This window comes from Actinoplanes cyaneus, from assembly GCF_016862095.1.
GTDB classification, from domain to species: domain Bacteria; phylum Actinomycetota; class Actinomycetes; order Mycobacteriales; family Micromonosporaceae; genus Actinoplanes; species Actinoplanes cyaneus.
The window spans coordinates 78,899-92,582 of sequence record NZ_BOMH01000001.1 but is presented as its reverse complement, the minus strand read 5'-3'; the positions used below and the strand labels follow the sequence as shown (position 1 = coordinate 92,582).

The 13,684-nt window shown below is 71.5% G+C and carries 10 protein-coding genes and 1 pseudogene; 2 read left to right on the top strand and 9 right to left on the bottom strand.

What is annotated here, in order from left to right:
* Positions 1-51: 51 nt before the first annotated feature.
* Complete coding sequence (locus Acy02nite_RS00345; protein ID WP_203737312.1) at positions 52-792, bottom strand: ABC transporter permease; 741 nt, start codon at positions 790-792, stop codon at positions 52-54.
* Complete coding sequence (locus Acy02nite_RS00340; RefSeq protein ID WP_425548084.1) at positions 789-1,730, bottom strand: ABC transporter ATP-binding protein; 942 nt, start codon at positions 1,728-1,730, stop codon at positions 789-791. Before Acy02nite_RS00340 ends, Acy02nite_RS00345 begins: the two co-directional genes overlap by 4 nt.
* 193 nt (positions 1,731-1,923) lie before the next feature.
* Between Acy02nite_RS00340 and Acy02nite_RS00335 the strand changes: the two genes are divergently transcribed.
* Positions 1,924-3,561 (top strand): PHP domain-containing protein, encoded by a 1,638-nt coding sequence (locus Acy02nite_RS00335; protein ID WP_203737310.1) that lies wholly within the window; start codon positions 1,924-1,926, stop codon positions 3,559-3,561.
* Positions 3,562-3,645: 84 nt separating this feature from the next.
* Positions 3,646-4,389 carry a hypothetical protein gene (locus Acy02nite_RS00330; RefSeq protein WP_203737308.1) on the top strand — a complete coding sequence of 248 codons (744 nt, stop codon included), beginning with the start codon at positions 3,646-3,648 and terminating at the stop codon, positions 4,387-4,389.
* A 194-nt stretch (positions 4,390-4,583) separates the two neighbouring features.
* Here the strand turns inward: Acy02nite_RS00330 and Acy02nite_RS00325 are convergent, their stop codons facing one another.
* From Acy02nite_RS00325 to Acy02nite_RS47720, 7 genes and pseudogenes are all read right to left on the bottom strand, one after another.
* Positions 4,584-5,609, bottom strand: a complete 1,026-nt coding sequence (locus Acy02nite_RS00325) for a hypothetical protein (RefSeq protein ID WP_239173994.1) — start codon at positions 5,607-5,609, stop codon at positions 4,584-4,586.
* A gap of 1,257 nt (positions 5,610-6,866) precedes the next feature.
* On the bottom strand, positions 6,867-7,283 hold the full coding sequence (locus Acy02nite_RS00320; protein ID WP_203737306.1) for a GNAT family N-acetyltransferase: 417 nt from the start codon (positions 7,281-7,283) through the stop codon (positions 6,867-6,869).
* Positions 7,280-7,450 carry a hypothetical protein gene (locus Acy02nite_RS00315; RefSeq protein ID WP_203737304.1) on the bottom strand — a complete coding sequence of 57 codons (171 nt, stop codon included), beginning with the start codon at positions 7,448-7,450 and terminating at the stop codon, positions 7,280-7,282. The genes Acy02nite_RS00320 and Acy02nite_RS00315 overlap by 4 nt, the downstream gene beginning before the upstream one ends.
* Positions 7,447-10,239 carry an FAD-binding and (Fe-S)-binding domain-containing protein gene (locus Acy02nite_RS00310; RefSeq protein ID WP_203737302.1) on the bottom strand — a complete coding sequence of 931 codons (2,793 nt, stop codon included), beginning with the start codon at positions 10,237-10,239 and terminating at the stop codon, positions 7,447-7,449. The genes Acy02nite_RS00315 and Acy02nite_RS00310 overlap by 4 nt, the downstream gene beginning before the upstream one ends.
* Before the next feature lie 146 nt (positions 10,240-10,385).
* Complete coding sequence (locus Acy02nite_RS00305; RefSeq protein ID WP_203737560.1) at positions 10,386-11,702, bottom strand: FAD-binding oxidoreductase; 1,317 nt, start codon at positions 11,700-11,702, stop codon at positions 10,386-10,388.
* Positions 11,703-11,755: 53 nt separating this feature from the next.
* Complete coding sequence (locus Acy02nite_RS47725) at positions 11,756-12,598, bottom strand: sulfurtransferase (protein ID WP_425548086.1); 843 nt, start codon at positions 12,596-12,598, stop codon at positions 11,756-11,758.
* A 69-nt stretch (positions 12,599-12,667) separates the two neighbouring features.
* A pseudogene (locus Acy02nite_RS47720) lies at positions 12,668-13,615 on the bottom strand (ketopantoate reductase family protein); the annotation flags it as partial.
* Positions 13,616-13,684 lie beyond the last annotated feature (69 nt).

Sequence of the window (13,684 nt, the reverse complement as noted above, 5' to 3'; positions counted from 1 at the left end):
GGCGTCGCCATGAGTTAGGGACTGAGCTCGATGATTCGCTCGCAAGCTCGCTCATGCCGTCAGCCTCCTAGTGTAGGAACGCCGACCGGCCAGGTATCCGGCGACGATCAGCGCGAGCAGGACGAGCACGTGGATCACGATCGGGCCGGAGCCGCGGCACAGCTCGGTGCCGTGCCAGAGCGGACTGAGCCAGACCAGCGCCCGTAGCGGACCGGGAAGCTGCTCCGCCGGGAAGAACGTGCCGGAGAACATGTACAGGGGCATGATCACGAACCGGAACAGGGCGCTGAGCTTCGCGGGGCGGTCGGTGCTCACGGCGTACGCCGAGATCGGGGTGGCGAAAGCCAGTGCGGTGAGCACCGCGCCGGGCAGAGCCGCCGGTGACGCGGCCCCGAAGACGAGCAGGACCAGCAGGATCGCGGCCGAGTCGAGGGTGGCGCGGAACGCGGTGAACAGCAGGTGCCCGGTGAAGATGTCGGAAGGCTCCATCGGTGTGGTCACGGCGGCGCGGTAGTTCCCGCCGACGCGCGCCGACTGGAAGACCGGGCCGGAACCGTGGATGAAGCCCATCTGCATCGCCGACGCGGCGAGCAGGCCGGGGCCGATGAACGCCAGGTAGGAGCCGCCGTGCAGGTACGCGCTGTTCCGCTCGTCGACGAGCCGGCCCAGGCCGAAGCCGAGCGCGGTGACGAAGAGCAGCGGGTTCGCGATGCTGATCACCGCGGTGCCGCGCCAGGTCCGGCGATAGCGATGCCACCAGTAGCCGAATTCGTGGACCGCGGGCACGCTCATTCGATCAGCGTCCGCCCGGTCAGCGTGAGGAACACGTCCTCCAGGCCCGAGCGGCGGACCAGCGCGGTCAGCGGATCCAGCCCGCGCCGGCCGGCCTCCTCCAGCGCGGCCTCGCCGTCCGAGGTGTAACAGAGCAGCCGGTCCGGCAGGACCTCGATCCGCTCGCCGATCCCGCGGGCCTTCTCCGCCGCCTGTTCGTGCCGGTCGAGCGGGAACCGCAGCTCCAGGACCTCGCGTGTGACATACCGCTCGATCAGCTCCCGCGGCGAACCGTGCGCGACGATGCGCCCGCCGTCCATCACGGCGAGCCTGTCGCAGAGTTGCTCCGCCTCGTCCATGTAGTGCGTCGTCAGGATCAGCGTGACACCGTCCTGCTTGAGCCGGAACAGTCGCTCCCACAGCAGGTGGCGGGCCTGCGGGTCGAGCCCGGTCGTCGGCTCGTCGAGCAGCAGCAGATCAGGCTCGTTGACCAGCGATCGCGCGATCGTCAGCCGTCGCCGCATACCGCCGGAGAGATCCTGGACGCGGCTGGCCCGCTTGTCGGTGAGCCGTGCGAACTCCAGCAGCCGGTCGGTCCGCTCCCGGATCACGTCGCGGCGCAGACCGAAGTACCGCCCGTAGATCAGGATGTTCTCCTCGACGGTCAGTTCGGTGTCGAGCGTGTCGTCCTGCGGCACCGAGCCGAGCCGCGCCTTGATCGTCCGGCGGTCACGTGCGGCGTCGTGGCCGAGAATGGTCAGCTCGCCACCGCTGCGCGGCGAGACGCAGCCGATCATCCGCATCGTCGTGGACTTCCCGGCGCCGTTCGGCCCGAGGAACCCGAACGCCTCGCCGCGCCGCACGTCGAAGTCGATGCCGCCGACCGCGACGTGTTCGGGCGGTCCTTCGTAGATCTTGGTCAGCCCCCGTGCGCTGACCAGTGCCCCCGTGTGATTCACGACCGAACGCTACAAGTAGAGAACCGATCGACGCAAGAAGTTAACTGTTCACTGTAAAAACATGCGTTGTCGAGACGATCTGGATCGGGGCTCTGCTGCAGGCGATGGTCGGACCGGCCCGGTCACGTGGAGATCATCGGCTCGACACGTGGGAGTCAGGTGAGGATCCGCGCGTGTCCCTACGGTCGGGGTCATGAGTGCGCTACCCGAGTGGGCCGACCCCGCCGTACCAGAAGATGATCTTGATCCTCAGGGGGTCAGCCGTCGTGGCATCCTGCGGCGTGCCGGGCTGTTCGGGGCGGCCTTCGCCGCGACCACGGCGTTGCCCGCCACGGCGCCGGCCGCCGCCTCGAGTGGCACGGATCATGACCCTGAGCTGGTCTATCTGGTCGGCGACCACCACGTGCACAGCCAGTACAGCCATGACGCGAAGTACACCCCGTCGCAGGCGGCCCGCCGCGGCGCGCAGTTCGGCCTGGACTGGATGGTGCTCACCGAGCACAGCAACTTCGGACACCAGAACATCGGCGCCGCCCAGGAACACGCCGCGATCGTCGACGCCCGCGCCGAGAATCCGCGCCTGCTGATCTTCCAGGGCCTCGAGTGGTACATCCCGGGTGCCGAGCACGCGACGGTCTTCACCCCGCCCGGCGAGCACGAGGTGGACGTGCTGCGGCAGTTCGAGCAGGCGTACGACGGAAAGCTCCTCGCCCGCACCGAGGGCACCGCCGCGAACGAGGCCCTGGCCGTCGCCGCCATCAAGTGGCTCGCGGCGCAGAAGGCCTCCGGTCGCCTGGACGACGTGCTGGTGCTGGCCAACCACCCGTCGCGGCTCGGCATCGACTCGCCGCACGAGATCCGCGCCTGGCGTGACGCCGCTCCCCACATCATGATCGGGATGGAGGGCGCGCCCGGAGCCCAGGGTGCGGCGCTGCCCGGCCTGCGCGGCGCGACCAGCATCCGCGGTGAGTACGAGAACAAGCCCTCCGCGCAGTCCCACGCCGGTTACCCCCTCGACGCCTACGTCACCTACGGCGGCTTCGACTGGATGACCGCCACGGTCGGCGGCCTGTGGGACGCGCTGCTCGCCGAGGGCCGACTCTTCTCGATCACCAGCAACTCGGACAACCACCGGACCGTGCACGACACGCTGCGCAACGGCGATTACCCGGCCGGGGCGGCCTTCGACAGCCTCGGGAAGGTGCCCGACCCGATCGAGACCGGCGTGGAGCAGCCCGGCAGTGACTTCTGGCCGGGACAGTTCTCCCGGACTCACGTGGGCGTGACCCGCTACGGATACCGCGAGGTGATGGCGGGTCTGCGGGCCGGGCGGGTGTGGGTCGACCACGGTCAGCTCGTCGACGGCATCGACGTGCGGCTGGCCTCGGGCGGCGGCCGATCGGCGACGCTGGGCGGACGGCTGCGTGTGCGCCGCGGTGAGCGGATCACGCTGACCGTCACGGTGGACGGCGCGTCGCGTCCCAACTATCACGGTGTCCTCCCCAGGCTTGCTCATCTCGACGTGATTCGTGGCGTGGTGACCGGCCGCCCGGCGGCGGACCCGGACTCCTGGCGAGCGCCGGGCACCCGCGTGGTGGAGACAGTGGACGTCTCCCGGCGCGGCGGCCGTTACACGGTGCGCATCCCCCTGGGCAAGGTCACCTCCTCCGGTTACGTCCGCGTCCGCGGCTCGGACGGGAAACGGCACGGCGCCGGCCTGCTCGGCGCCGGCATCGACCCGCACGGCCCGATCGCCCACACCCCGGGCGACGGCGACCCGTGGCTGGACACCTGGCTGTACACGAATCCCATCTTCATCGACGTGGCGTGAGGCTGTCGGTAGTGCAGGCGTTACCACCAAGACTCACCCTGGCGTGATGGCCCTCGGGCGGGCGGCTCGGCCAGGCTGGTGCGCATGACATCACGCATCCCTGCCGCGCTCTCCGCCCTGGCCGTGTTCCTCATCGGTGCGTTCGTGCTGGCCCCGGGCCCGCTCTCCGGTGACCTGCCGGGCGGCCTCGGGGCGAGCCTGCGCCAGTCCTTCGAGGAATACTGGCGGGCGGGTCAGCGGGGCCACCTGCAGACGGTCGTCGACTACTGGTTCCGATACCACCTGTTCAAAGGCGCGATCGCGGCGCTCCTGCTGGCCGTCCTGATCGTGCTCGGCGTGCTGATCACGCGAAGGTTCCTGCACTCCGGCGGGCCGCTGCGCGCCGTGGCCGGTGTCGCCGTCGGGCTGCTCGGCCTCGTGGCGCTCGCCGCTGTCATGGCGAACCTGCAGGGAGCGATCGCGCCGCTCGCGTCACTGTTCCCGATGTTGCCGGCCGACGTGCTGGCGCAGATCGCACCGCAGCTGGCCGCGGGCGCTCACCCACCGGCGGCGGTCGCGGTGATGGTCGACGACTTCGCGCTCTACCACGTCGCGATGGCCGTGATCGCCACGGTTCTCGCCCTCACGTTCGTCGCCGCGACGGTCCTGGCCGGCCGGCGGTTCGTGCGGGCGGAGCGGGCCGACCGGCGCAGCCGCGTGGCAATCGGCTCGTTCGCCGCCGTGGCCGCCCTGCTGTCGATGGTCATGGTCGTCTTGGCGATGGCCAACACGACGGTCGCGGCCGACCCGCAGCCGGCGTTCCAGGCGTTCGTCGGCGGCGGATGGTGACACCTGCCGGCCGTTCGTGGCGTGGTCGCCTCGTCGCCGGACTCGGTGACGAGCGGTCGGCTGGGGCGGGGCTCAGGTGACGAGCGGTCGGCTGGGGCGGGGCTCAGGCGACGAGCGGTCGGCTGGGGCGGGGCTCAGGCGACGAGCGGTCCGCTGGGGCGGGGGTCAGGCGACGAGCCCGGTGGCGCGCGGGTTCACGAACGTCGGCGCCGGATCAGGGCTGTCGCGGCGGCCAGGAGCACGACGGCTCCGGCGATCAGGAAAAGCACGAGAGGAAGCCGGGACTTCGGTGTGCCGGCGGCCCGCGCCAGGGCGACGTCCGGGGACGCCGGCGCACCCGACGCCACGGCGGGCGACGACACCGTGGCCGCGGGGGATGACGGTGGGGGCGCATCGGGAAGGGGATAGCGCAGCAGTGACGGCTTCGAGCCCTCCGAGACGGTCAGCAGTGCGGTGCCGTCGGCCGTGTAGGCGACCGATTCGCCCTGGGGCTCGTCCGGCAGGGCGACCTGACGCGGCTTGCCCGAGGTGAGGGCCTTGACGACGTCGCCGCCGGTCACGTCGAACTCGAAGGCGTCGGCGTAGGTTCGCAGGACCACGCGTGACCCGTCGGGGCTGGTTGCCGCGCCGGTGATCACGAGGCGTCCCGCGAACGAGTACGGATTGCTGGTCCCGGTGATCGGGATTGAGACCGAGCCGGCGAGCTTCAACGCCGTCGTCCCGCCCGACTTCAACGGCCCGGCGGGCACGTAGACGCCGGCGGCGCCCGCGGCCTTCGTCACGATGATCGGCGAGCCGTCCGGCGCGATCAGCAGCGCCTCCGCGTCATGGGCGCCATCCGGGTACGAGAGCCGGAGCAGGGCGGGCTTCGACGACCCCGGCGCGAGCTTCCACAACGCGATCGTGTCCCGCGACGCGTCGTTGTCGCCGACGTCCGCGACCCAGAGGGTTCCGTCCTCCGCGAGCTGCAGATCCTCGGTGTCCCGGGGCCGCGACGGGTACGAGACCGTACGCCGGACGGAGCAGCCCTTCGACAGGTAGAAGATCTTCCGGTGGGACGCCTGGTCCGCCCCGTCGTTCACCACCACGTAGCCGTCGGCCGTGGCCACCAGGCCGGACAACTCGTCCAGGCGCTTGTCGTCGATGGTGCAGACAGGCGCGGCCGCCACCGCGGCCGCGAGCAACGGGGCGAGCAGCATGCCCCATTCGACCACGCCCACGCCACCCCCACGAAACGCCGCCGCGGCTCGAGCGGCCGGAACGACGCCCGGACCCGCCGCCGCGCGCCCTGCAACGCCTGATCATGCCGCGGCGGGGGCGGCTGGGCTTTGGCTGTCGCGGCCAGCGGGCCGCCGACCACCTCGATCACGGCGTGGACCTCCACCTCTTGGCGTCCGGCAGCGCCGGTATCCGGCCGTCCCGCAAGCACCGTCGACCATCGGCCTGAGCACGGCAGCGCAGGGTTCGCGCTGGTCGCCACCGTGGTTGTTGCGGCCGCATCACCACGGTGAACGCCAGCCGGAAGCGCGCTGGCTCTGACCGTGGTCATCGCGCCGCGATGACCACCGTGGGAACCAGCCGTGAGCCGCGGGCTGGTCGTCACCGTGGTGGTGCCGAGGGCATTACCACGATGAGCACCATCCGGGCCGTGACGTTCGCTTCTCGGCACGACAAGACGCCGGCTTGGGACAGCCAGCCGTCCCTGATCCAGCCGATTCCGATTGCAGATGAGAACAGCTGGACGCCCTCGCGGTCCTGGTGCTCATTTCCCTTTCTGCGCCGCGTGGAGGAGATGGTTTTTGGCACGCTCCGACGCTTACTCCAGCAATTCTGGGGCGGGATAATAGAGTGGTGGCGCAGATGTCGTTGTTCAGTCGGACCGAGCTTGCAGGAATGCGGGATCGGACGCTGTCGCGTAACTATTCCGCGGAGGCGGAGGAGTTTCGGCGTGAGCATGAGCGGCATCGTGCTTGGGGTTTGCGTCAGCGGCATGCGCGGAAGCTGGTCCGGTCAGGGTGGGGTGCTTCGGCGGCGTGGGCGGCTGTCACCGCGGGTGAGGATCAGCGGCGGGAGGCGGCGTCGACGGTTGCCGCTCCGGAGCGACCAGCGGATCCTGCCCCGAGCCCGTCGGCTCCGGTTGCTGCCCCGTCGGCGGGCCGAGCGTGCGGTGAAACGCCGGCATCGCCGCAACAGGTGTCCGGGCGGCCCGCACCTGGCCGCCCTCAGCTTGTGCCCGGTCGTGGGCAGGCTGGGCTTTTCACTGTTTTAGTGGGTTGGTGTGTGATGGTGGTCAAGGTGGCACTCGATGGGGTGGGATGCCGTCGGGTTCGCCGTGGTCACCGGGCTGTGGTTCAACTCAGGGCGACCATTCTTGATGATTGTTCTTGTTGTTGCCGGGAAGTGTCTGGTGGGCGTGGTCCGCCGATATTCGCGCTGCCTTATGACGCGTGGTGGAGCTTTGCGGTGAGCAGGTCAGATCACTTTTCCGGCGGCTGTGAGCGGAGCGGTTTTGTGCAGAGGACGTCCGGTGCCGGCAGATAGCCGAGTTCCTGCCAGAAGCGCAGCCCCGCCTTGTTGTGCGGCAGCACGAGCAGGTTCACGCGTGGGCAGCCGAGCGCCTCGAAGCGCGATTCCAGCTCGTGGACCAGGGAGGTTGCGATTCCCTTACGGCGATGCGCGGGATCGACGGCGAGTCGGAAGATCCACCCCCGGCGTCCGTCCCAGGTGCCGAGAACCGTCCCGGCGATGATGCCTTCCGGGGCGGCGACCAGGAACAACTCGGGATCGCGGGTGAGCTTTGGCTCCAGCTCGGCGCGGGGGAGGACGTCGGCTCCGGCCGCCGCCCACACGGCGGCGACCGCGTCGTAGTCCTCCCAGCGGAAAGTCCTGATCATTCGCGGACAGCCCCGCAGTCGAGCAGACGCAGGCGAGCCATCGCCGGGCGCGCGATGACGGCGAGCAGACGAGCGCCAGCCACTGCCGGGCGCGCGGTGGCGGCCGGCAGGTGCAGGGCGGGCGACGACGCCGGCAGCGGGCCGGTGAGCAGGTGCGTGCGGATCACTTGCGGGGGAGGGCGTCGGCGAGCAACTGCACCAGGTGTACGCCCGAGACGTCGGCGAGGTCGTCCGCCTGGGTGCGGCACGAGAAGCCGTCGGCCAGGAAGACGTCGCCCTCCTCGGCCTCTGCCAGGGCGGGGAGGAGTTGCTGCTCGGCGACCGCCACCGACACCTCGTAGTGCCCGCGTTCCACCCCGAAGTTGCCGGCGAGCCCGCAGCACCCGCCGAGCCGCTTCACCGTCGCGCCGGTCTGCTTCAGCAGTTTGGCGTCGGCTTCCCAGCCCATCACGGCGTGGTGGTGGCAGTGCGGCTGGGCGACCACCCGGACGCCCTCGAGCGACGGGGGAGTCCAGCCGGGGGTGGCGGCGAGCAGCTCGGCCACCGTCTTCGTCGCGGCGGCGACCTCGCGGGCGGCGTCGTTGTCGACGAGCTCGACGGCGTCCTGGCGCAGCACGCCGGTGCAGGACGGCTCCAGCCCGACGACCGGAATGCCCTGCTTGACCGCCTGGTGCAGCTCGTCGACGGTGGCGCCGAGGATTCGCCGGGCGGCGTCGAGCTGCCCGGTGCTGATCCAGGTGAGCCCGCAGCAGGCTTTGCGGCTGGTGATCCGGGGCGCGTACCCGGCGTCGACGAGCAGGTCGACGGCGGCCTGCGCGATCGACGGCGCGAAGTGATCAGTGAAGCTGTCCACGAACAGGATGACCGGCTTGCCGGTCTTGACCGGCGTGAAACCGGCCTTGAACGTCCGCGGGGCGAACGTCGGGATCGACCGCCGCGAGTCGACGCCGGCGAACCACAGCGCCAGCCCCCGGACACCCGGCAGGCTCGTCATCAGGTTCGCCAGGGCGGGCATCCGCGACGCCAGCCGGGACCACCGGGGCAGCCAGCCGAGCGAGTAATGCGACCGGGGCCGCGCCCGCCCCTTGAAGCTCTGGTGCAGAACCTCCGACTTGTAGGCTGCCATGTCGATCCCGGTCGGGCAGTCCGACGCACACCCCTTGCAGGACAAACAGAGATCCAGCGCATCGTGTACGGCCTCGGAGCGCCAGTCCGGGGCGAGGTCTCCGTCCAGCATCTCCTGCAGCACGCGCGCCCGTCCCCGCGTCGAGTCCTTCTCGGCCTTGGTCGCCAGGAACGAGGGGCACATGACGCCGCCGAGCACTGTCGTGTCGGCGCGGCACTTGCCGACCCCGGTGCACCGGTGCACGGCCTGGTTGAAGTCTCCGCCGTCGTGGTGGTAGGCGAGAGCGAGTTTCGTCCGCACGGGCCGGGCCTGCGCGACGCGGATGTTGGCGTCCACCGGGTCCGGGTCGACGAGGTTGCCCGGGTTCAGCAGATTCGCCGGGTCGAACGTGTGCTTGATCTGCCGGAACAGGCTCATCGCGGCCGGCGAGTACATCCGGCTCAGCAGCTCACTGCGCGCCCGCCCGTCCCCGTGCTCCCCGGAGAGTGACCCACCGTAACTGACGACGAGATCCGCGGCGTCCTCCAGGAACGCCCGGAACTTCCCCGGGCCACCCGGCTTGTCCAGTGGAAAGTCGAGCCGCACGTGCACACAGCCGTCGCCCAGATGTCCGTACGGCATCATGCTCAGCCCGTGCCGCTCACCCAGCGCATCGAAATCGCGCAGGTAGGCCCCGATCTTCGCGGGCGGCACCGCCGAGTCCTCCCACCCGGCGTGCGCGGGAAGCCCGCTCGGTGCGCGCCCGGCCAGCCCGGCCCCGTCCTCGCGAATCTTCCACAGCGGCGCGGCCTTCGCCGGATCCTCCACGATCAGGTGGTCGATCGCCTGTGCCGCGTCGATGAGCTTCTCTGTTCGGAAACGGACATCCTCGCTGTCGTCGCCGGCGATCTCGACCATCAGCCAGGCGGTGCCCCCGGGTAGCGGCGGCACCGCGTCCGGCCCACGGCGGCTGCGGACCACGTCGCAGATCCGGTGGTCGAGCCCTTCGCAGGCGGTCGGCTTGAACTCCAGGATGGCCGGGATGACGTCACCGGCCGTGCCGAAGTCGGGGTAGCCGAGCACGATCAGCGTGCGGTACTTCGGGTCGGCGACCAGGCGCACCGTGGCCTCGGTGATCACCGCGAGGGTGCCTTCGCTGCCGACCAGGAACTCGGTGAGGTTGAACCCGTTCTCCGGTAGCAGGTGCTCGACCGCGTACCCCGAGACCTGCCGCCCGAACGTCGCGAACTCGGTCCGCCCGACCGCGAGGTTCGCCCCGATCAGGTCGCGCAGCGCGTCGACGACCTTCGACTCGGCGAGGTTCTCGCCGTCGATCGTGAAAGCCTTCAGATCAAGGACGTTGTCCGACGTACGGCCGTAGCCCAGTGTCCGCGACCCGCACGAGTTGTTCCCGATCATGCCGCCGATGGTGCAGCGCGTGTGCGTCGACGGGTCCGGCCCGAAGCGCAGCCCGAACGGCCGCGCCGCCGCCTGCAGCGTCGACTGGACGGTCCCGGCCTGCACCCGTGCCGTCCGCGCGTCGCCGTCGACCTCGAGCACCTTGTTCATGTGCCGGCTGAAGTCGAGGATCACGCCCGGGCCGATCGCGTTCCCGGCCACCGACGTGCCCGCGCCCCGCGCCGTGATGGGGATGCCCAACTCCCGGCAGACCGCCAGTGTCGCCAGCACGTCGTCGTCGTGCCGCGGCCGCACGATCGCCTGCGGCACCACCCGGTAGAGCGAGGCGTCGCTGGCGTAGGCGGAGCGGTGCGCCGCATCGGTCAGCACGTCGGGCACCCCGGCCCGGGCCAGGCTCCGGACGAGGTCGGTCGAGACAGCAGCGGTCGTCACGTTGTTCCCAGAACAATCTCTCGGCGGTCAGTCCCCGCACATTACCGACATGCCAGTTCTCCCCGTCGGCGCCTTCCCGCTGCTCGGGACTACCTCACACCCGCGGTCACCCCCAGGTTGCCGTCGCCGCGGGACCGGGGGAGACCTCACAGGGCCTTGCCGGGGTTCAGGATGCCGAGCGGGTCGAAGACGGCCTTGAGGCGGTGCTGGAGATCGAGCGAGAGCGGGCCGGCCTCGCGCGCCAGCCACTGCCGTTTCAGCACGCCGATGCCGTGCTCGCCGGTGACCGTGCCGCCCAGTTCCAGCGCGAGAGCGAAGATGTCGTCGCCCGCCCGGACCGCCGCCTCCGGGATCGGCGAGCCGTGGGACCCGGCGACGATCAGCGGGTGCAGGTTGCCGTCACCGGCGTGCGCGACGGTGCAGATCCGCACGTCGTGACGTGCGGCGATGACGCCGATCCGGCGGACCGCCTCGGCCAGGCGGGACCGGGGCACGGCGATGTCCTCGATCAGCGGGCGCCCCAGGCGCTCGATCGACGGCAGGGCCTGCCGCCGGGCGTACAGCAAAGGCTCGGGATCCTCCGACACCTGGACGGAGACCGCGCCGGCGCGCAGCACCTCGGCCGCGTGCGCCGCCTCCGCCTGATCACCATCGGTCTGCACGATCAGCAACGCCGACCCCGCCGACCGCAGCCCAGGATCGATCGCGTCCAGCGTCGCCTGATCCAGGAGCTCGGCGAGAACGGGCTGGATCCGGGCCTCGGCGAGCGCCACCGACGCCGCCGCGGCGGACTCGACATCCGGGTAGTAGGCGGCGATCGTCGCCGTCGCGGCGGGCAGCGGACGCAGCCGCAGCGTCGCCGAGACGATCACCCCGAGGGTGCCCTCCGAGCCGACGAACAGGCCGGTCAGGTCATAACCCGCGACGCCCTTGAGCGTCGCCCGCCCGGTCGTCAGCAGCTCCCCACCGGCCAGGACGATCTCCATTCCCAGTACGGCGTCACGCGTCACCCCGTACTTGGCGCACCGCAGCCCGCCCGCGTTCGTCGCGACGTTCCCGCCGATCGTCGACAGTTCCAGGCTCGCCGGGTCCGGCGCGTAGCGCAGCCCGTGAGCCGCCGCGGCCCGATCGAGATCCGCCGTGATCACCCCGGGCTCCACCACGGCGACACCGTCGGCGGGCCGGATGTCCAGGATCCGGTTCATCCCGGAGAGGTCGAGGACCACCGAGCCGCTCCCGGCGGCGCTCGCGCCGGTCAGCGCGGTTCCGGCGCCACGCGGCACGACGGGCGTACGCGTCTCGGCGGCGCCTTTCAGCACGGCCCGCACGTCCGCGACGGTACGGGGGAACGCCACGCCCGACGGTGAGCCCGGCGGTTCCCACCCGGACCGGTCGAGCCGGCGCGACGCGATCACGTCCGGCTCGGCGCTCCACGGCACCCCGGTCCGGGCCAGCCACTCCAGGCCGGCGGCCGCCTCCCGGGCGCTCGCCGGCCGGTGATCGCCGGTGAAGGTGCTCACGGCTGGTCCCCGGTGGCCACCGGGCGATCTGAATCGGACGACCACGCCGACCACGAGCCGGGGTAGAGCGCCGCGTCGATCCCGGCGACGGCGAGCGCCGCGATCTGGTGCGCCGCGGTGACGCCGGAGCCGCAGTAGACGCCGACCGGCCCGGGCAGACCGGCGAATCGTTCCCGCAGCTCGTCCACGCTCTTGAAGTACGGAACCCCGGCCCGCAGGTTCTCGCCGGTCGGCCTGCTGATCGCGCCCGGGATGTGACCGGCCCGCGGATCGACCGGCTCCACCTCGCCGCGGTAGCGCTCGGCGGCCCGCGCGTCCAGCAGCGTCCCGGTCCGCGGCAGCGCAGCGGCCTCGTCCGCGGTCAGCACCGGGAGGTGCCCGCCGTCCAGCACGACGGTGCCGGCCGGCCGCGGCCGCGCCGACCCCGACGCTTCCGCGTAACCCGCGGCTCGCCACGCCGCGAGGCCGCCGTCGAGCAGGCGTACGTCGGCGACCCCGCCCCACCGCAACAGCCACCAGGCCCGCGCGGCGGCGAGCCCGCCGCTGTTGTCGTAGACCACCACCGTGGTCCCGGCGCTGATGCCCCACCGCCGGGCGGCCGCCTGCAACTGCCGGAGCGGGGGCAGCGGGTGCCGTCCCGCGCCCGGCGTATGCGGCCCGGCCAGCTCGGTGTCGAGATCAACGTAGACGGCGCCCGGCAGGTGCCCGTCCCGGTAGTGCTTCTCGCCGTCCAGGTCGCCGAGCGCCCAGCGGACGTCCAGCAGCACGGGCGGGTCCGGCTCGGCGGCGCGGCGGTAGACGTCCTCGGCGGAGATGAGCACCGGCGGCCGCTCGAAGATCAGCTCGAGGTCGGTGTCGTCGAGGGACCCGGCCGGGGTGCCCTCGGCGACCGCCCGGTGCAGGCGGGCCTGGATCGCGGCGGTGGCCGGCACCGGCACCCCGTGCAGGCGTCCGAGCAGCACGATCTCGCCGTCCAGGTAATCGGTCTCCGGCTCCGCGGCCCGGGTCAGGCTCTGCCGGGTCGAGTTGCCGGCCCGTGGGTGCGAGGCGATCTCGGCGACGCCGAAGCCGGACTGGTCCGGGGTCGCCGGCACGATCCCGGCGGCCGCGTAGACCGCCTTCGCCTCCGCGCGCAGCCTCGCCACGGCGGCGTCCCGCAGCGCGCTCGGCCGGTACAGCGCGTCGAGGGTGTTCACCAGGTTCCCCAGCAGCTTGGCGGCCTTGTGCGCGGTGATGTCCGCGACGACGTGCACGGTGAAGCCGCCCGCTCGCAGCCCGGCGGCGACGCGCTCGGCCACCGGCGACGGGGCGTCCGGGAAGCGGCCGAGGAAGAGCACGGCCGGGACCGGGTCGGCGTGGTTGACCACCTCGCCAGGGACCACGTACGTCGCGGGGATCCACACCACGCCGCCGATCACCTGCGCGAACGAGCGCAGGGCGGTCCGCTCGTTGTCCAGCCCGTTCTGCAGCGTGACGAGCGGCAGGTCGGTGGCGGCCAGACCGGTGCCGCCGTCGGCGCGTTTCACCGGGCGCCAGGCCCAGTCCCGTACGGCGGAGGTGGTGTCGGTCGATTTGGTGGCCAGCACGAGCACGTCGTTCTCGGTCAGCTCGACCTCGTCCGGACCCGCGGCGACCGGGATGCGCAGCTGGTGGGTGGCCTCGGGCCGCACGTAGCGCAACCCGGTGTCGCGCAGCGCCGCGAGCTGCGCGCCGCGGGCCACGAGCAGCGTCTCGACCCCGGCCCGGTGCAGCTCCGCGGCGATCGAGGCGCCCACCGCGCCCGCGCCGATGACCACATACCGAGAGGAGTGGTCCACATCACCGATGGTGTCGGTAGGAATTGAAGCCGCAGTCATGCAGGTCAGCATGTCTGTCGCACGGTGCGACTGTCCAACACTGAATTCCGATCGGAATCGAATGCGTTT